General features: G+C 69.6%; 16 protein-coding genes and 1 tRNA gene. 8 read left to right on the top strand and 9 right to left on the bottom strand.

From position 1 onward, the window contains the following. Positions 1-140 precede the first annotated feature (140 nt). Positions 141-1,529, bottom strand: coding sequence for a cystathionine beta-synthase (locus ACZ6TU_RS25755; protein WP_467673380.1), 1,389 nt, complete (start codon positions 1,527-1,529; stop codon positions 141-143). Between the two features lie 158 nt (positions 1,530-1,687). On the opposite strand from ACZ6TU_RS25755, the gene ACZ6TU_RS25750 reads away from it, so the two are divergent. The 3 genes from ACZ6TU_RS25750 to ACZ6TU_RS25740 all read left to right on the top strand — a co-directional run bounded on the left by ACZ6TU_RS25750 (position 1,688) and on the right by ACZ6TU_RS25740 (position 5,130). Further along, a complete protein-coding gene (locus ACZ6TU_RS25750) occupies positions 1,688-2,713 on the top strand; it encodes an SGNH/GDSL hydrolase family protein (protein ID WP_467673378.1) in 1,026 nt (341 codons plus the stop codon). A gap of 143 nt (positions 2,714-2,856) precedes the next feature. Further along, entirely contained in the window at positions 2,857-4,074 is a 1,218-nt protein-coding gene (locus ACZ6TU_RS25745; protein WP_469551303.1) for an acetyl-CoA C-acetyltransferase, read from the top strand. Positions 4,075-4,347: 273 nt separating this feature from the next. Continuing rightward, a complete protein-coding gene (locus ACZ6TU_RS25740) occupies positions 4,348-5,130 on the top strand; it encodes a hypothetical protein (protein ID WP_467673374.1) in 783 nt (260 codons plus the stop codon). Between the two features lie 77 nt (positions 5,131-5,207). On the opposite strand, the gene ACZ6TU_RS25735 is transcribed toward ACZ6TU_RS25740, so the two are convergent. Continuing rightward, the gene (locus tag ACZ6TU_RS25735) at positions 5,208-5,519 is read right to left on the bottom strand and encodes a hypothetical protein (RefSeq protein WP_467673372.1); all 312 of its coding nucleotides are present in this window, start codon (positions 5,517-5,519) and stop codon (positions 5,208-5,210) included. A gap of 101 nt (positions 5,520-5,620) precedes the next feature. On the opposite strand from ACZ6TU_RS25735, the gene ACZ6TU_RS25730 reads away from it, so the two are divergent. Beyond that, a complete protein-coding gene (locus ACZ6TU_RS25730; RefSeq protein ID WP_333935510.1) occupies positions 5,621-5,851 on the top strand; it encodes a DUF4287 domain-containing protein in 231 nt (76 codons plus the stop codon). Positions 5,852-5,928: 77 nt separating this feature from the next. Here the strand turns inward: ACZ6TU_RS25730 and ACZ6TU_RS25725 are convergent, their stop codons facing one another. From ACZ6TU_RS25725 to ACZ6TU_RS25715, 3 genes are all read right to left on the bottom strand, one after another. Next, positions 5,929-6,837 (bottom strand): Bax inhibitor-1/YccA family protein, encoded by a 909-nt coding sequence (locus tag ACZ6TU_RS25725; protein ID WP_467673370.1) that lies wholly within the window; start codon positions 6,835-6,837, stop codon positions 5,929-5,931. A 214-nt stretch (positions 6,838-7,051) separates the two neighbouring features. Continuing rightward, a complete protein-coding gene (locus tag ACZ6TU_RS25720; protein WP_467673368.1) occupies positions 7,052-8,227 on the bottom strand; it encodes a 4-hydroxybenzoate 3-monooxygenase in 1,176 nt (391 codons plus the stop codon). A gap of 162 nt (positions 8,228-8,389) precedes the next feature. Further along, positions 8,390-8,473 (bottom strand) — tRNA-Leu (locus tag ACZ6TU_RS25715). A 464-nt stretch (positions 8,474-8,937) separates the two neighbouring features. On the opposite strand from ACZ6TU_RS25715, the gene ACZ6TU_RS25710 reads away from it, so the two are divergent. Both ACZ6TU_RS25710 and ACZ6TU_RS25705 read left to right on the top strand, forming a co-directional pair. Then, a complete protein-coding gene (locus tag ACZ6TU_RS25710) occupies positions 8,938-9,708 on the top strand; it encodes an ABC transporter ATP-binding protein (RefSeq protein ID WP_467673366.1) in 771 nt (256 codons plus the stop codon). 38 nt (positions 9,709-9,746) lie between these two features. Further along, the gene (locus ACZ6TU_RS25705; protein ID WP_469551296.1) at positions 9,747-12,275 is read left to right on the top strand and encodes an ABC transporter permease; all 2,529 of its coding nucleotides are present in this window, start codon (positions 9,747-9,749) and stop codon (positions 12,273-12,275) included. 59 nt (positions 12,276-12,334) lie between these two features. Here the strand turns inward: ACZ6TU_RS25705 and ACZ6TU_RS25700 are convergent, their stop codons facing one another. Next, positions 12,335-13,627, bottom strand: a complete 1,293-nt coding sequence (locus ACZ6TU_RS25700) for a class I SAM-dependent methyltransferase (RefSeq protein ID WP_467673362.1) — start codon at positions 13,625-13,627, stop codon at positions 12,335-12,337. A gap of 244 nt (positions 13,628-13,871) precedes the next feature. Further along, the gene (locus tag ACZ6TU_RS25695) at positions 13,872-15,260 is read right to left on the bottom strand and encodes an NAD(P)/FAD-dependent oxidoreductase (RefSeq protein ID WP_469551291.1); all 1,389 of its coding nucleotides are present in this window, start codon (positions 15,258-15,260) and stop codon (positions 13,872-13,874) included. Positions 15,261-15,790: 530 nt separating this feature from the next. Here ACZ6TU_RS25695 and ACZ6TU_RS25690 point away from each other — a divergent pair. Beyond that, the gene (locus tag ACZ6TU_RS25690) at positions 15,791-16,063 is read left to right on the top strand and encodes a type II toxin-antitoxin system Phd/YefM family antitoxin (RefSeq protein WP_055626882.1); all 273 of its coding nucleotides are present in this window, start codon (positions 15,791-15,793) and stop codon (positions 16,061-16,063) included. Then, entirely contained in the window at positions 16,060-16,329 is a 270-nt protein-coding gene (locus ACZ6TU_RS25685; protein WP_467673358.1) for a type II toxin-antitoxin system RelE family toxin, read from the top strand. Before ACZ6TU_RS25690 ends, ACZ6TU_RS25685 begins: the two co-directional genes overlap by 4 nt. A gap of 118 nt (positions 16,330-16,447) precedes the next feature. Here the strand turns inward: ACZ6TU_RS25685 and ACZ6TU_RS25680 are convergent, their stop codons facing one another. Both ACZ6TU_RS25680 and ACZ6TU_RS25675 read right to left on the bottom strand, forming a co-directional pair. Beyond that, the gene (locus ACZ6TU_RS25680; protein ID WP_467673356.1) at positions 16,448-17,398 is read right to left on the bottom strand and encodes a Ppx/GppA phosphatase family protein; all 951 of its coding nucleotides are present in this window, start codon (positions 17,396-17,398) and stop codon (positions 16,448-16,450) included. Next, positions 17,395-17,925, bottom strand: coding sequence for a DUF501 domain-containing protein (locus tag ACZ6TU_RS25675; RefSeq protein WP_467673354.1), 531 nt, complete (start codon positions 17,923-17,925; stop codon positions 17,395-17,397). The genes ACZ6TU_RS25680 and ACZ6TU_RS25675 overlap by 4 nt, the downstream gene beginning before the upstream one ends. Between the last annotated feature and the right edge of the window lie 30 nt (positions 17,926-17,955).

The raw sequence follows: 17,955 nt of genomic DNA, 5'->3' as shown, positions 1-17,955 counted from the left end.
CACCCACTAATGTGCAGGACTCGTGTTAAGCGGGTGCTGCGCGAACGTGACGCGCCCGTACCACTTCCGCGAAGTCCGCGAAGATCGCGGACGAACGGCAAGTTCACCCGGTTCACGGGTGGTTCACCGGACGTTTGCCGTCACTTCGCGGACCGGGCGAGGAAGGACAGCAGGTCCTGCCGGCTGACCACACCGGTCGGCTTGCCCTCGACGAGGACGATCGCCGCGTCCGCCTTGCCGAGGACGGCCATCAGATCGGCGACGGGTTCGCCGGAGCCGACCTGGGGCAGCGGGCCGGACATGTGCTTCTCCAGCGGGTCGTCGAGCGAGGCGCTCTTGCTGAACAGCGCGTCCAGCAGCTCGCGTTCCACGACCGAGCCGACGACCTCGGCGGCCATCACGTCGGGGTGGCCCGCGCCGGGCTTGACGACCGGCATCTGCGAGACGCCGTACTCGCGCAGCACGTCGATGGCCTGGCCGACCGTCTCCTCCGGGTGCATGTGGACGAGGGAGGGCATGCGGTCGCCCTCCTTGTCGTTCAGCACGTCGCCGACGCGGGCGCTGGGGCCCGCGTCCTCCAGGAAGCCGTAGTCGGCCATCCACTCGTCGTTGAAGATCTTGCTGAGGTAGCCGCGGCCGCTGTCCGGCAGCAGCACCACGACGACGTCGTCCGGGCCGAGCCGCTCGGCGACCTCCAGCGCGGCGACGACCGCCATGCCGCAGGAGCCGCCGACGAGCAGGCCCTCCTCCTTGGCCAGGCGGCGGGTCATCTGGAAGGAGTCCTTGTCGGACACGGCGACGATCTCGTCCGCGACGGTCCGGTCGTAGGCGGTGGGCCAGAAGTCCTCACCGACACCCTCGACGAGGTACGGCCGCCCGGACCCGCCGGAGTAGACGGACCCCTCGGGGTCGGCACCGATGACCTTCACCTCGCCGTCGCTGATCTCCTTCAGGTAGCGGCCGGTTCCGGAGATCGTGCCGCCGGTGCCCACACCCGCCACGAAGTGGGTGATCTTCCCCTCCGTCTGCTCCCACAGCTCGGGACCGGTGGAGTGGTAGTGCGAGAGGGGGTTGTTCGGGTTGGAGTACTGGTCGGGCTTCCAGGCACCGGGCGTCTCACGGACCAGCCGGTCGGAGACGTTGTAGTAGGAGTCCGGGTGCTCGGGGTCCACGGCGGTCGGGCAGACGACGACCTCGGCGCCGTACGCGCGCAGCACGTTGATCTTGTCGGTGCTCACCTTGTCGGGGCACACGAAGATGCACTTGTACCCCTTCTGCTGCGCCACGATGGCGAGACCCACGCCGGTGTTCCCGCTGGTCGGCTCGACGATCGTGCCGCCCGGCTTGAGCGCGCCGCTCTCCTCGGCCGCCTCGATCATGCGCAGGGCGATGCGGTCCTTCACGGACCCGCCGGGGTTGAAGTACTCGACCTTGGCCAGGACGGTCGCCCTGATGCCCTGGGTCACGCTGTTGAGCCTCACCAGCGGGGTGTTGCCGACGAGACTGATCATCGAGTCGTGGAACTGCACCGTTGTCTCCGGTTTGCCGCAGAAGTGGTCGTAGTTGGTGCCGCCAGCCTATGGCCTGCCGGTCATCCGTGACGGTCGTTCACTCACTGTTGAGATTGGGCGACGGTCTGTACGGGGCAAGCACTGGGTGTACGGGTTCGAGGAGGTGGCGGCGACGCATGACGAGTATGTCGAGGGCGCGGGTGGCCCGGCGGATCGCGGCGGGCGCGGCGTACGGCGGTGGCGGGATCGGGCTGGCCGGTGCGGCCGCCGTGGGGCTGGTGCTGGCGGAGGTGCAACTGGCGCGGCGCCGGGTGGGCAACGGCAGGTCGCCCCATGTGCCGAACGCGGACGGCCGGTACGGCCGGACGTACGCCGTCCCCGGTGAGGCGCCGCTGCGGCTGACGATGCTGGGCGACTCCACGGCCGCCGGCCAGGGTGTGCACCGGGCCGGGCAGACCCCGGGCGCGCTGCTGGCCTCGGGCCTCGCGGCACTGGCGGAACGCCCGGTGGAGCTGCGCACGGTGGCGACGCCCGGGGCCAGCTCGGACGACCTGGACCGCCAGGTGGCCCTGGTGCTGGCCGACCCCGATCCCGTGCCCGACATCTGCGTGATCATGATCGGCGCGAACGACGTCACCCACCGCATGCCCCCGACCCGCTCGGTCCGCCACCTGTCCTCGGCGGTCCGGCGGCTGCGCACGGCCGGTGCCGAGGTCGTGGTCGGCACCTGCCCCGACCTGGGCACCATCGAGCCGGTCCAGCAACCCTTGCGCTGGCTGGCCCGACGGGCCTCCCGCCAGCTGGCGGCCGCCCAGACGATCGGAGCCGTCGAACAGGGCGGCCGCACCGTGTCCCTGGGCGACCTGCTCGGCCCCGAGTTCGCCGCGAACCCTCGCGAGCTGTTCGGCCCGGACAACTACCACCCCTCCGCCGAGGGCTACGCGACGGCGGCGATGGCGGTCCTGCCGACCGTCTGCGCCTCCCTCGGCCTGTGGCCGGCCGAGGAGGAGCGCCCGGACGCCTCCCGCCGCGAGGGCTTCCTGCCGGTGGCCCGGGCGGCGGCGGAGGCCGCCTCGGAGGCGGGTACGGAGGTCACGGCCGCCATGCCCAGCGGCCCGAGGGGGCCGTGGGCGCTGCTGAAGCGCCGGAGGCGCCGGCGGGTACCCGAGCAGGAACCGGCTCCCGCCACACCGTCGAGCTGAGGAAAGTCCCCGGGAGTCCGGAAAAGCAAGCGCTTAGAAAACTGCGGCCAGGGTCACACCGCCACACCCGTGACCCAGGCCATACGTACGGGTAACTTCCCAGACAGCCCAGCCAGACCACCCGGTACGTCAATGGAGCCGTGATGCCCGAAGCCGTGATCGTCTCAGCCGCCCGCTCCCCCATCGGCCGCGCCGTCAAGGGCTCCCTCAAGGACCTCCGCCCGGACGACCTCACCGCCACGATCGTCCAGGCCGCCCTGGCCAAGGTCCCCGAGCTGGACCCGAAGGACATCGACGACCTGATGCTCGGCTGCGGCCTGCCCGGCGGCGAGCAGGGCCACAACCTCGGCCGCATCGTCGCCGTACAGATGGGAATGGACCACCTGCCGGGCTGCACCATCACCCGGTACTGCTCCTCCTCCCTCCAGACCTCCCGCATGGCCCTGCACGCCATCAAGGCGGGCGAGGGCGACGTCTTCATCTCGGCCGGCGTCGAGATGGTCTCGCGCTACGCCAACGGCAGCTCGGACATGCCCGGCACCCACAACCCGCTCTTCGCCGAGGCCGAGGCCCGCACCGTCGAGACCGCCCAGTCCGAGGGCTCCACCTGGCACGACCCGCGCGAGGACGGCCTGCTGCCCGACCCGTACATCGCGATGGGCCAGACCGCCGAGAACCTGGCCCGCGCCAAGGGTGTCACCCGCCAGGACATGGACGAGTTCGGCGTCCGCTCGCAGAACCTCGCCGAAGAGGCCATCAAGAACGGCTTCTGGGAGCGGGAGATCACCCCGGTCACCCTCCCCGACGGCACGGTCGTCTCCAAGGACGACGGTCCCCGCGCCGGCGTCACCCTGGAGGGCGTGCAGGGCCTGAAGCCGGTCTTCCGCCCCGACGGCATGGTCACGGCCGCCAACTGCTGCCCGCTGAACGACGGTGCCGCGGCCCTCGTGATCATGTCCGACACCAAGGCCCGCGAGCTCGGCCTCACCCCGCTCGCCCGCATCGTGTCGACCGGCGTCTCCGGCCTCTCGCCCGAGATCATGGGCCTCGGCCCGGTCGAGGCGAGCAACCAGGCCCTGAAGCGGGCCGGGCTGAACATCGACGACATCGACCTGGTCGAGATCAACGAGGCGTTCGCCGCCCAGGTGATCCCCTCCTACCGCGACCTGGGCATCCCGCTGGAGAAGCTGAACGTCAACGGCGGCGCCATCGCCGTCGGCCACCCCTTCGGCATGACCGGCGCCCGCATCACCACCACGCTCATCAACTCCCTCCAGTTCCACGACAAGCAGTTCGGCCTGGAGACGATGTGCGTCGGCGGCGGCCAGGGCATGGCCATGGTCATCGAGCGCCTCAGCTGAGCACCGCACCGTAGCCGCCATAGCACGCCCTGTGAGACCTCGGCCCAGAACCCCGGAAACCCCGGGGTTCTGGGCTGTTTTGTGATCCAATCTCCCCCAGGATGTGACCTATCTCCCTCTACGCGGAGAGAAGCCCAGGTCACAGCAGCCCCACCCCCTCCCCCGGCACCGAAGCCCTGTCCGTTTCGTGACACTACGCACTGACAGCTGGTTAGTCCGCCCTTCAAGCTGATGTAGGAAGTCGGGGGTCGACTTTGAACCGGGAGTACGTCAGTGAGCGCCATGCCGATCGCGTTGCTGGTCACCACGGCCGCCACGGGCGCCGTGGGCGTCGCCGTCCTGCGCACCGTCCTGCAGCTGCGCCGACAGGTCGCGGCCCTGCACACCGCGCTGGCCGAGAACCGCGCCGCCACCACCCGTGCACTGCTGCCCTCCGCCCGCACGCATGCCGACACCGACGAGATACGTGCCGCCGTGGCGGCGGCGCTCGCGGAGGAACGCGAGCGGGAGCTCGCCGAGGCGCGGGCGTTCTGGGCCGCCCAGGAGGCCCGTGACGTCTCCGACGCGCCGCCCCTGCTGGGTCTGCCCGACACCGACCTGTTCCTGCCCCGGCAGGCCGATTTCGCGGGTCTGGAGCCGGTGTCCGAATCCGGCGCGGACACCGAGGAGCCGGCCGCCGAGTCCCCGGAGCTGGCCGCGGCCCGCCGCCGTCACCCGTCCCACCCGGACTTCGTGCCGACGCAGTCGCCTGCGGTGAACGACCACGAGCGCACGGTCGCCACACTGGAGGAGCTGGCCGCCTCGCGCGTGGAACTGACGGACGTCCGCCCGGGCCCGCTGGGCACACTCGACGTCTACGTCTTCGCCGACGGCACGACCCTGTGCATGACCCCGGGCCACCGGGAGACGGCGGAGCACCTGGCCGCAGCTCTGCGCGCAGGCAAGACCCCGATCCTCCTGGGCGGCTCCGGCATCTCGGGCGCATACACCCTCACGTTCGAGTGCGGCGAGGAGAGCGTGTACATCTTGGCCGACAGGGTCATCGCGTCCCTCTGAGGGACGGGGCTGTATCAATATGCGGCTCCGCCGCGCGGGCGCGACCAGCCACGAACCACCTGCACCCGCGAACGGTGCTAAACCCCCGCCCGCTTCTGCGCCTCCTCGACCAACCGCACCGCTTCGTCGACGTCGGCATCACCGGGAAGCACAACCGCCAGATCATGCACGGCAACAGTGATCTGATCTGCGGCCGCAAACATCCCCGCATCCGGCATCACCCGGGGCTCCACACCAGGAGCCTCCAGCACCTGCGCCCTCCGGGCCAACTCCCGGGCCAGCCCGAGAGCCTCAGCGGCAGCGCCCCGCTGCAACCGGCTCTGGGGCGCAGCCCTCAAACGATCGGCGAAGTGATCCACCGCACGGGTCAGAGGCGTCGTATCAACCACGCCGCGAGCGTACGCGTCGCACCGGGACTGTTGCCAACGGGCGAACACTCAGGCACGGTGACCTGAAGGACCGGCTTACATCCCAGCGTCCGGAGGCGCCGATGTCCCAAGTCTTCTCCGAAGAGACCCACCGCAACATGCTCGCCCGCATCCCCCACTGCACCGGTCGTGAGATCTCCGACTGGTTGCGCACCGTCGACGAAGGCCCGGCACTCTTCCGTTTCGAGGAAAAGGTCAGCTGGCTCCGGCACGAACACAACCTCGCGTACGGCCACGCCAAGGCGATCATCCATGAGTACGACCTGAGGAGGGCCGCGCGCAAACTGCTCTGAGCGCGCAACACGACGAAGGGCCCCGGCCGGAGCCGGGGCCCTTCGCGCACGACTGATCAGTACTGGTCGTTGCAGTACTAGTCGTTGCTGTTGAGGATCGAGATGAGCCTCAGGAACTCCATGTAGATCCACACCAGCGTCAGCGTCAGGCCGAAGGCCGCGAGCCACGCCTCCTCGCGCGGGGCACCGTAGGCGACGCCGTCCTCGACCTGCTTGAAGTCCAGGGCGAGGAAGCAGGCGCCGAGGATGATGCCGATGACGCCGAAGACGACACCGAGGGCACCGCTGCGGAAGCCGAGGCCGTCACCGCCGCCGAACACCGCGAACAGCAGGTTCACCATCATCAGCATGATGAAGCCGAGCGCGGCCGCCATCACGAAGCCGTAGAAGCGGCGGTTGACGCGGATCCAGCCGGCCTTGTAGGCGATCAGCACACCGGCGAAGACCGCCATCGTGCCGATCACGGCCTGCATGGCCGCGCCGTCGGCGATGCGGTTGTCGACGATGTTGGACACGACGCCGAGGAAGACACCCTCGAACGCGGCGTACGTCAGGATCAGCGCGGGCGAGGCCTTGCGCTTGAAGGACTGGACGAACGCCAGGACCATGCCGATCAGCGCGGCGCCGATACCGATGCCGTAGCTACGGCTGATGTTGGCGTCGTCGACCGGCAGCAGGGCCCAGGAGAGCGCCGCGGTGAGGATGAGCACACCGAGCGTGCTCGCCGTGCGCAGGACGACGTCGTCGATGGTCATCCGGCCGGTGGTGGCCGGGGCCTGCGGCGGCGCGCCGTACTGCAGGTCCTGCTGGGCGTAAGGGTTCTGCGCGTACGGGTTCTGCGCGTAGGGGTTGCCCGTCGGCTGTGCGTACGGGTTGCCCTGGGTGGCGACAGCGGGACCCCCGGCCTGCGGCGCGGTGTTGAAGCCCGCGTAGCCGTTGTCGCGGCTGAACCCCCGTCGCGAGAAGACCGGGTTTCTGCTCCTCATTTCACTCCTCCATGGCCAACACTGCGTGGCCTTGGCTCAAGAGTAATAGGTAGGCAAAGGAATGACCCTAGTGCTTGGGAAGGATCTTTCCCTCGTCGTGCTGCGCAACACGCTACGCGGCTTCGTGATTCCCCTCATCGGAGGGGGTCATTCATGACCAAGCTGCGACACGTCCGGAACCGGTCGGAGATCACACGTTGACGCCGTCCTCACATCACCCGAACGGGTAGCCCGTGTACCCCTCGGCCAGATCGGTCTCGGCGGCGCGGGAGGAGGCGACGCGTTCCAGCCGGGCGAGCTGGAGCCGGTCCTCGAAGCCGGTCGCGCCGGGGGCGCGGTGCAGGAGGGTCGTCATGTCGTAGGAGAACCGCTCGGCCTGCCAGATCCGGCGCAGGCAGGTATCCGAGTAGGCGTCGAGCAGCTCCGGTGAGCCGGTCTCCTGCCGGTGGACCAGGGCCCGAGCGAACGTCACGACGTCGCCGACGGCGAGGTTCAACCCCTTCGCGCCGGTGGGCGGCACGATGTGGGCCGCGTCGCCGGCGAGGAAGAGGCGGCCGTGGCGCATGGGCTCGTGGACGTAGGAGCGCATGGGCGTGACCGACTTCTGGGTGATGGGGCCACGCTCGAGGCGCCAGTCGTCGGCGGTCTCGAAGCGGCGCTCCAGCTCGTCCCAGATCTCCTCGTCGCTCCACGCCTCGGTATCGGTGCCGTCGGGCACCTGGAGGTAGAGGCGGGAGACGGACGGGGAACGCATCGACAAGAGCGCGAAGCCGCGGTCGTGGCGGGCGTAGACGAGCTCGTCGTGCGAGGGCGGCACGTCGGCGAGGATGCCGAGCCAGCCGAAGGGGTACGTCCGTTCGAAGACCTGGGTGAGCCGGGCGGGGATCGCCTTGCGGGCGACGCCCCAGAAGCCGTCGCAGCCGACGACGTACTCGCACTCCAGGACGTCCTCGCGGCCCTCGTGCCGGAAGCGGACGCGCGGGGCGTCGGTGCCGGCGTCCTCCACGGCCAGCGCCTCCGCCTCGAACAGCAGCGGGCCGCCCTCGGCGAGTTGGAGGGCGATGAGGTCCTTGCAGACCTCGGTCTGGGCGTAGACCATCACCGACCGGCCGCCGGTGAGGGCGGGGAAGTCGACACGGTGGCGCCTGCGGTCGAAGCGCAGTTCGATGCCGTCGTGGCGCAGCCCCTCACGGTCCATGCGCTCCCCGGCCCCGGCCGCGCGCAGCACGTCCGCGGTGCCCTGCTCCAGGATCCCGGCGCGCTGCCGCCGCTCGACGTAGGCGCGGTCGCGGCTCTCCAGGACGACCGAGTCGATGCCGGCCTTGTGGAGCAGCCGGGCGAGGAGGAGGCCGGCGGGGCCGGCTCCGATGATGCCGACGGTGGTGCGCATCGGGCGACCCCTTCTCAAGGCGAGTTCTCGGAAGCTGCCGAAGCAGTTGTTCGCGTAGTGAAAAATGTTTCACTGCTTCGGGACGTGAGTTTCCGACGGCACGCGGCTGCTGTCAACGGGCATGCCGTGAACTCTTCAATGAACCATGCAGGAGTCGGAAGGTGCCCGGAGCCGGACTCGAACCGGCACGCCCGCGAAGGGGCAGCGAGGTTTAAGCTCGCCGTGTCTGCATTCCACCATCCGGGCAGGCCATGGGCTCCGCATCGAGGTTCCGAGACTATCGGGACGGGTCCCCCGAACAGCGGGAGGGCGGACCGATGTTGTCTTATTTTATTGACGTCTGAGGGTGCATCAGCACATGGAACGCGCCATCCGCACTTGCCAATAGCCTTGCGTGCGGCCGTCGGCGGTGCATGCGGAATGACGGAATTTCACCGTCTGAACAAGGGCACTCCACCTGTTCTCGACACCTGGCCCGCCCGGTCTCCCGACACGTGAACCACTCGGTCGCCCGACACAAGGACCACTCGGTCCCCGACACCCGGCCCCCTCAGGGGCGTTCGTCATCCCCAGGTATGACACCGCCCCTCGCGGTCAGACCGCAGTCGGCCCTCGGAACCGGAACAACGGGTGACTCCACGGCGGCGTGGGACCCGGACGATGGAACGAGTCCTTCCCAGAACACCGCCGTCCGACAGGAGTGCCATCCCGTGACCACCGCACCGCTCACCGACCGGGCCACCACCGTGGCCGCGCGCGCCACGGATCTGTCGAAGGTCTACGGACAGGGTGAGACCCAGGTGGTCGCCCTGGACCGGGTCTCCGTGGACTTCCGGCAGGCCGAGTTCACCGCGATCATGGGCCCCTCCGGCTCCGGCAAGTCGACCCTGATGCACTGCGTGGCCGGTCTCGACACCTTCTCCTCCGGGTCGGTGCGCATCGGCGACACCGAGCTCGGTTCCCTGAAGGACAAGCAGCTGACCAAGCTGCGCCGGGACAAGATCGGCTTCATATTCCAGGCGTTCAACCTGCTGCCGACCCTGACGGCCCTGGAGAACATCACCCTCCCGATGGACATCGCGGGCCGCAAACCGGACAAGCAGTGGCTTGACTCCGTCATCCGGATGGTGGGCCTGGCGGACCGGCTCGGCCACCGGCCCGCGCAGCTGTCGGGCGGTCAGCAGCAGCGCGTCGCCGTGGCGCGGGCGCTGGCCTCCAGGCCCGAGATCATCTTCGGTGACGAGCCCACCGGAAACCTCGACTCGCGCTCCGGCGCCGAGGTGCTGGGCTTCCTGCGCAACTCCGTGCGGGAGCTGGGCCAGACGGTGGTGATGGTGACGCACGACCCGGTGGCCGCGGCCTACGCGGACCGGGTGATCTTCCTCGCGGACGGCCGGATCGTCGACGAGATGTACCGGCCGACGGCCGAGACGGTCCTGGACCGCATGAAGGCGTTCGACGCCAAGGGCCGCACCAGCTGATCCCCCGTCAGGACCGACAGGACTGAGAAGAAGAACCCATGTTCCGTACCGCCTTGCGCAATGTGCTCGCGCACAAGGCCCGGCTCCTGATGACCGTCCTCGCCGTGATGCTCGGCGTGGCCTTCGTGTCGGGGACCCTGGTCTTCACCAACACCATCTCCGACGCCTTCCAGAAGAGTTCCGCCAAGGGCTTCGACCAGGTCGACGTCGCCATGACAGCGGACTACCAGGACGCCGAGGGCGACCAGGTCGGCAAGCTCCACGACCTGACCCAGACCACCCTCGACAAGAGCGAGCGGGTCCCCGGAGCCGCGTCCGCCATCGGGGTCGTGCAGGGATTCACCGCCATCGCCGACAAGGACGGCAAACTGATCGGCGAGGGTTTCCAGTCGCAGGGCGGCAACTACTGGGGCGCCAAGGACCCCCGCTACCCCCTGGTCAGCGGTCACGCCCCCAAGGGCCGGGGCGAGATCCTCATCGACTCCGAGACGGCCAAGCGCGCCGGCTACCAGGTCGGCGACACCGTCCGCATGTCGGTCGACGGGCCGGTCCTGACCCCGAAGATCACCGGCATCTTCACCACCGACGACGGCAACGTCGCGGCCGGCGGCAGCCTCACGCTGTTCGACACGGCGACCGCCCAGAAGCTGTTCGGCAAGGCGGGCGTGTACGACCAGATCGACGTCAAGGCGAAGCCGGGCGTCACGCAGGCCGCGCTGAAGGCGGAGCTGGACAAGGCGCTGCCCAAGGGCACCGTCGCGACCACCACGGGCAAGCAGCTCGCCGACGACCAGGCGGAGACGATCGCCCGGTCGATGAGCGGCATGCAGACGGCCCTGCTGGTCTTCGCCGGCATCGCCCTGTTCGTCGGCACGTTCATCATCGCCAACACCTTCACCATGCTGGTCGCCCAGCGCACCAAGGAGCTGGCGCTGATGCGGGCGGTCGGCGCCTCACGCCGGCAGGTGACGCGGTCGGTGCTCATCGAGGCGTTCGTGGTCGGCGCGGTCGCCGCCGTGACCGGGCTGGTCGCGGGCATCGGCATCGGGGCCGGACTGCGCTCCCTGATGGGGACGTTCGGCGGGTCCGTGCCCGACGGGCCGCTGGTCATCAAGCCCGCCACGATCGCCGCCGCGCTCGCGGTCGGCATCCTGGTGACCATGCTGGCGGCGTGGCTGCCGGGCCGCCGGGCCGCGAAGATCCCGCCGGTGGCGGCCATGAACAGCGTGCACGCCAAGGCCACGACCAAGTCGCTGGTGCTGCGCAACACGCTGGGCGCCCTGGTCTCGGCCGCGGGCATCGCGGTCGTCCTGGTGGCCTCGACGATGGACGGCTCGGACGGCCAGGTGCCCATGGGCTTCGGCGCGGTGCTGCTGATCATCGGCGTGTTCATCCTGACCCCGCTGCTGTCCCGCCCGCTGATCGCCGCCGCGGCGCCGGTGCTGCGCGTCTTCGGCATCTCCGGCAAGCTGGCCCGGCAGAACTCGGTGCGCAACCCGCGCCGTACGGCCGCCACCGCCTCCGCGCTGATGATCGGCCTGACCCTCATCACCGGCATGACCGTGACGGCGGGCAGCCTCCAGCAGGCCATCGAGAAGATGGCGTCGTCGTCGATCAAGGCGGACTACGTGGTGTCCATGGCGAACGGCAACGCGCTGTCGCCGGACGTCGAGAAGAAGCTGGAGCGGACCGACGGCGTCACCGCCACCAGCCCGATGCTCAACGCCGCCTCCCGGATCGACGGCCAGACCGAGTACCTGACCGGCGTCAACGGCGCCGCGATCGGCGAGCTGGCCGGCCCGAAGGTCGACACCGGTTCCTTCAAGGTCGGCGGCGCCCAGGTCGTCGTGGACAGCGAGACCGCCAAGTCGCACGGATGGAAGGCCGGTTCCGCCTTCACCGCCTCCTTCGAGGACGGCAAGAAGGAGCGGCTGACGGTCGCCGGGACCTACGAGAGCAACGACTTCCTGAGCGGCGTCCTGCTCGACCGGGCGACCCTCGCCCCGCACGAGTCGGACCCGTACAACATGAAGGTCATGGTGAAGACCGCCGCCGGCACGTCCGGCCCGACGCAGGACAAGCTGGAGAAGGCCCTCGGCACCAACCCGGCCGTCAAGGTCCAGGACAAGAAGGACATCTCCAACGAGATCGCGCGGATGTTCACGCTGATGCTGAACATGGTCTACGGCCTGCTCGCCATGGCGGTGATCGTGGCGGTCCTCGGTGTCGTCAACACCCTGGCCATGTCGGTCTTCGAGCGCTCCCAGGAGATCGGCATGCTGCGGGCGATCGGCCTGGACCGCAAGGGCATCAAGCGGATGGTCCGCCTGGAGTCCCTGGTGATCTCGCTGTTCGGCGCGGTGCTGGGCATCGGGCTGGGCGTGTTCTTCGGCTGGGCGGCCGGTGAGCTGCTGGCCACGAAGCTGGCGACCTACGAACTGGTCCTGCCCTGGGCGCGGATGGGCGTCTTCCTGCTGCTGGCCGCGACGGTGGGCGTCCTCGCCGCGCTGTGGCCGGCCCGGCGGGCGGCCCGGCTGAACATGCTGGAGGCCATCAAGGCGGAGTGACGCCGGACGGACGCACAAGGGCCCCCTTTTTCTGCCGGAAAGGGGGCCCTCCGTCGTTCTCAGTTCCAGGTACGGGAGCGCAGCGGCATGCCCGACTCCCCCGATTCGGGGGTGCGCACGGCCAGGACCTGGTTGACGCCGATGCGGTTGCGTTCGAAGGCGAGCGCGGAGGCGGCCATGTACAGGCGCCAGACGCGGGCCCGGCCGGGGCTGGTGAGCTGGACGGCACGCTGCCAGTCGGCCTCCAGGCGGGCGACCCACCGGCGCAGGGTGAGGGCGTAGTGCTCGCGGATCGACTCGACGTCGCGCACCTCGAACCCGGCGCGCTCCAGCATGGCGACGGTGGCGCCGACGGGCTGGAGCTCGCCGTCGGGGAAGACGTAGGAGTCGATGAACGCGTCGACGTTGTACGCCGTCTCGTCCCGCTGCGGGCGGCGGGCGATCTGGTGGTTGAGGAGCCGCCCGCCGGGCTTGAGCAGCCCGTGCAGGTCGGTGGCGTACTCCAGGTACCGCTCGGCGCCGACGTGTTCGGCCATGCCGATGGAGGAGATCGCGTCGTAGGGCCCGTCGCGGACGTCACGGTAGTCCTGCACCCGGATCTCCACCTTGTCGGTGAGGCCCTCGTCGGCGACGCGCTTGCGGGCATACGCGGCCTGCTCCTGGGAGAGCGTGACTCCGACGACGCTCACGCCGTGCTCCCGGGCGGCGTGGACGGCCATGGAGCCCCAGCCGCAGCCGACGTCGAGCAGCCGCTGACCGGGGGTCAGAGCGAGCTTGCGGCAGACCAGTTCGAGCTTGTCGCGCTGGGCCTGTTCGAGGGTGCTGCCGGGGCCGGGCCAGTAGGCGCAGGAGTACACCATGGACGGGCCGAGGACGATCTCGTAGAAGTCGTTGCCGACGTCGTAGTGGTGGCTGATGGCGCGTCTGTCGCTGCGCTTGGTGTGCAGGTGGCGGCGGGGGCTGCGGGTCTCCTCGCGGGGCGGGGCGGGCGGCAGCGGAGTCCCGGCGAGCTTGACGAGCCCGCGTACGGCGGTGCGGACCTCGGGGTCGCGCAGGGCCTGGGCGAGGGTGCGGGCGTCCTCGCCGCGCTCCCAGATATGACCGGCCAACAGGTCGAGGGTGGTGTAGAGGTCGCCGTCGATGTCGAGATCGCCCGCCACCCAGGCCCGGGCCAGACCGAGTTCGCCCGGCTTCCACAGCAGGCGGCGCAGGGCGCGGCGGTTGCGTACGACCAGGGTCGGCGCGCCCGGCGGGCCCGCCTGCGAACCGTCCCAGGCGCGGATGCGCACGGGTAGCGGTACTCCCAGCAACTGTGCGAAGAGGCCCTGGAGCCGCGGCGCGGCGTCTGCCATGGTGTACACCTCCGTGACGGGGAATCCCGGAATGTCCCGACACCACGTAAGCACCTGCGGGGCCTCGGCGCAGTCCCCGGCACGCGTCATGTCTGGGCAAAACCACCACTCCGAGGGAACCGCGGGAACGCCACAGGAACACCGCAGGAACGCCGAAGGACCTCCCGCACCACGGATGGCGGGAGGTCCTTCGGTGAAGGTCCTTCGTGCAGGTCCTTCGATCAGGACAAGGAGCAGCCGGAGGTCAGGAGGCCTTGGCCTTCTCCTCGGTCTTCTCCTTCGGCGCGGAGGCGACCGGGGCCGGCTTGGCGGCCTCGTAGAACTCCTCGCGCGGCGTCTCGATCGCGCCGAGGGAGACGACCTCGCGCTTGAGGAACATACCGAGCGTCCAGTCGGCGAAGACGCGGATCTTGCGGTTCCAGGTCGGCATCGCCAGGCCGTGGTAGCCACGGTGCATGTACCAGGCGAGACGGCCCTTGAGCTTGATCTTCATCTTGCCCATGACGATCATCGCGACGCCCTTGTGGAGGCCGAGACCGGCCACCGCGCCCTTGTTGGCGTGGGAGTAGTCCTTCTGCGGGAAGCCCCGCATGCCGGACAGGACGTTGTCGCCGAGAACCCGGGCCTGACGCAGCGCGTGCTGGGCGTTCGGCGGGCACCAGGCGTTCTCGTTGCCCGCCTTGCGGCCGACGAGGTCCGGGACCTGGGCGTTGTCGCCCGCGGCCCAGATGTAGTCGGTGCCCTTGGCCTGGAGCGTGGTCTCACAGTCGACGTGGCCGCGGGGCCCGAGGGGCAGGCCGTAACGGGAGAGGACCGGGTTCGGCTTGACGCCGGCGGTCCAGACGATCGTGCTGGAGTCGACCTCGAGGCCGTTCTTCAGCACCACGTGGCCGTCGACGCAGGAGTCCATGGAGGTGGACAGGTAGACCTCGACACCGCGGCCCTCGAGGTGCTCCTTGCCGTACTTGCCGAGCTTGGGACCGACCTCGGGGAGGATCTTGTCGGCGGCGTCGACCAGGATGAAGCGCATGTCCTCACGGGACACGTTCTTGTAGTACTTCGCCGCGTCGCGGGCCATGTCCTCGACCTCGCCGATGGTCTCCGCACCGGCGAAACCGCCACCCACGAAGACGAAGGTGAGCGCCTTGCGGCGGATCTCCTCGTCGGTGGTGGAGTCGGCCTTGTCGAGCTGCTCGAGGACGTGGTTGCGCAGGCCGATGGCCTCCTCGACGCCCTTCATGCCGATGCCCTGCTCGGCGAGGCCGGGGATCGGGAAGGTGCGGGAGACCGCGCCGAGCGCGACGACCAGGTAGTCGAAGGGCAGCTCGTACGCCTCGCCGACCAGCGGGGCGATGGTGGCGACCTTGCGGTCCTGGTCGATGGTGGTGACCCGACCGGTGAGGACCTCCGCCTTCGGCAGCACGCGTCGCAGCGGGACGACGACGTGGCGCGGGGAGATGTTGCCGGCGGCGGCTTCGGGGAGGAAGGGCTGGTAGGTCATGTACGACCGGGGGTCGACGACCGTGACGGTCGCCTCTCCGTAACGCATCTTCTTCAGAATGCGTCGAGCTGCGTACAGGCCTACGTACCCACCGCCTACTACGAGGATCCTGGGACGCTCCGTGGTGCTCATGCCATCGAGTATCCACCCGTCTCAGGGGGGTAGCTCGTGCGCCCCTTCACAAGCTCCGTCGGGGGGTGTGTTATCCTCCGCCGCTCCCGTGATCCATGTCATGGTGACAAGCGGGCTCCTTTGTGCACGGCGGGCCGTTGTCAATGCCGCGTGAGCTGCCTCTCTGGCCCGCGGACCCCCCTGTGAGACCCCCGTCGGACCCTCCTCCGGCCATCCGCCCGGGCACACCCATACCATGCTTCTGAACACGTTCAAAGGGTCATCAGGCCCTCAGAAGGGTCAACGTGCCCCTTCTCTTCGCCCTGGAGTGCCGAATTCCTTGTGAAGAACTTCACGAACTTTTCCGGGGGACTGCTTCCGGGGGGCTCGCACGAGTCCCCCGGACCCGCTCAAACGTGATCCATGCCTGCTCAGAAGCGGCCTAGGCGACCGACCATGCGATGCCGTCGAGGATTTCCCATGAGCGCGATTCCCGCACGCGGCGCCCTCCGCACCTGGCTCGTGTACACGGAAATGCGTACACTACTTTCATGACCGATAACACCGTGACTGTCAGGGAAGCACGCGCACACCTCGCGGAACACATCAACCGTGCCGAGGAAGGCACTCCGACCGTTATCACGCGCAACGGCGCCCCAGTCGCCGCGGTCGTGCCGATCACCGACTTCGAAGCACTGGAGGAGGCGGCCGACGTGATGCTGGCCCGGGAGGCGGAAGCAGTTCTGGCCGACGGCGGGCCCACCGTTTCAATGGCCGAGCTGCTGGCGGACCTGTTCAGCGAGCGCGGTGAAGGCGCCGCGTGAAGTACGCGTTCCGGTTCACCACAGCGGCACAGCGGCAGCTTCGGGCCATCAGCCGACTCGACGCCATGCGCATCCTGACCGCGTTGACCGCGCTCGGCGACGATCCGTACCGCGAGGATGCCGATGTCAAGAAGCTCACCGGCCCCTCGGGGCTCTACCGGCTCCGGGTCGGCAGCTACCGGGTCGCCTACCAGATCAACGACGGTGAACTTGTCATCCTCGTCGTCAAGGTGGGCGAGCGACGGGACGTCTACCGCAACTTGTAGCGCCCCGCCCCTCATCTCGCGTCGACACCGAAGACCAGCCGATGCGGTCGACGGCCGCCTCCTATCGCGGCTCCGCCGCCGTGTGGAAAGCGATGCCGTCGAGGATCGCGCACAAAGGTCACTCGGTGGAGGCGCAACTCCAAGCGATCCCGTCGAGGATGTCGTGCTCGCTGACCACGACCTCCTCCGCGCCGATCCGCTCCATGATCGACAGCAGCACGAGGGCCCCCGCCCCGATCACGTCGACCCGGCCCGGATGCATGGAGGGCACGGCCGCGCGCTCGGCGTGCGTGGAGCGCAGCAGCCAGTCGGTGATCTCGCGGACCCGGTCGTGGGAGACGCGGGAGTGGTGGATGGCGGCCGAGTCGTACTCGGGGAGCTCCAGGGCGATCGCCGACACGGTCGTCACGGAGCCGGCCAGGCCGACCAGCGTGCGGGCCTCGCGCAGCGGGACCGTCTCCTCGGCGAGGTCGAGGGCGGCCTCGATGTCCGCCCGCATCGCCGCGATCTGCTCCTCGGCCGGCGGGTCGGTCACGGCCCCGTCCCGGACCAGGTGCCGCTCGGTCATGCGGACACAGCCGATGTCCACCGAGCGTGCCGCGCGGACACGGTCGTCGCCGACGACGAACTCGGTCGAACCGCCGCCGATGTCCACCACGAGGTAGGGCCTCGGGAGGTGGTCGCGCCCGGCGAGCTCCTTGGTGGCGCCGGTGAAGGAGAACTCGGCCTCCTGGTCCCCGGAGATCACCTCGGGCTCGACGCCCAGGATGTCCAGCACGCCGCGCACGAACTCGTCCCGGTTCTCGGCGTCCCGTGAGGCGGAGGTCGCCACGAACCGCAGCCGCTCCGCCCCGTGCTCCTTGATGATCCCGGCGTACTCGCGGCAGGCCGCGAAGGTCCGCTGGAGTGCCTCGGGGGCGAGCCGACCGGTGCGGTCGACGCCCTGCCCGAGCCGCACGATCGTCATACGGCGGTCCAGGTCGACCAGTTCGCCGGTAGCGGGGTCGGCGTCGGCGACCAGCAGCCGGATGGAGTTCGTACCGCAGTCCACGGCGGCGACGCGGGTCACTGGGCATCCTCCTCGGCGGTCGTCACGCACGGGCCCTTGCGCCACCACTCCGGCAGCATCTCGATGGCCTCGTCCCCGAGCGGGTTCACCCCGGGCCCCGCGGCCAGCGAGTGCCCCACGAGCACGTGCAGGCACTTCACACGGTCCGGCATGCCACCCGCGCTCGGGAAGTTCTTCAGCTCCTCGATCTCGTCACGGCGCCTGATGTAGTCCTCGTGCGCCGCCCGGTACGCCGTCGCCAGCTCCGGGTCCGAGGCCAGCCGCTCGGTCATCTCCTTCATCACGCCGTTGGCCTCCAGCGTGCCGATCGCCGAGGCGGCGCGCGGGCACGTCAGGTAGTACAGCGTGGGGAACGGCGTCCCGTCCGGCAGCCGCGGGGCCGTCTCGACGACGTCGGGCTGCCCGCACGGGCACCGGTGCGCGATCGCGCGCAGGCCGCGCGGGGGCCGGCCGAGCTGCTGCTTGAAGGCCTCGACGTCCGCGTCGGTGGGCTCGGTGCGCGGGGTGGTCGGCGGGGGCGTTTCCATGACTGTGTTCAGGCTGTCTTTCTCTGGGTT

Source organism: Streptomyces sp. NPDC052064 (assembly GCF_055585925.1).
This window is presented reverse-complemented; position numbering and strand designations above follow the sequence as displayed.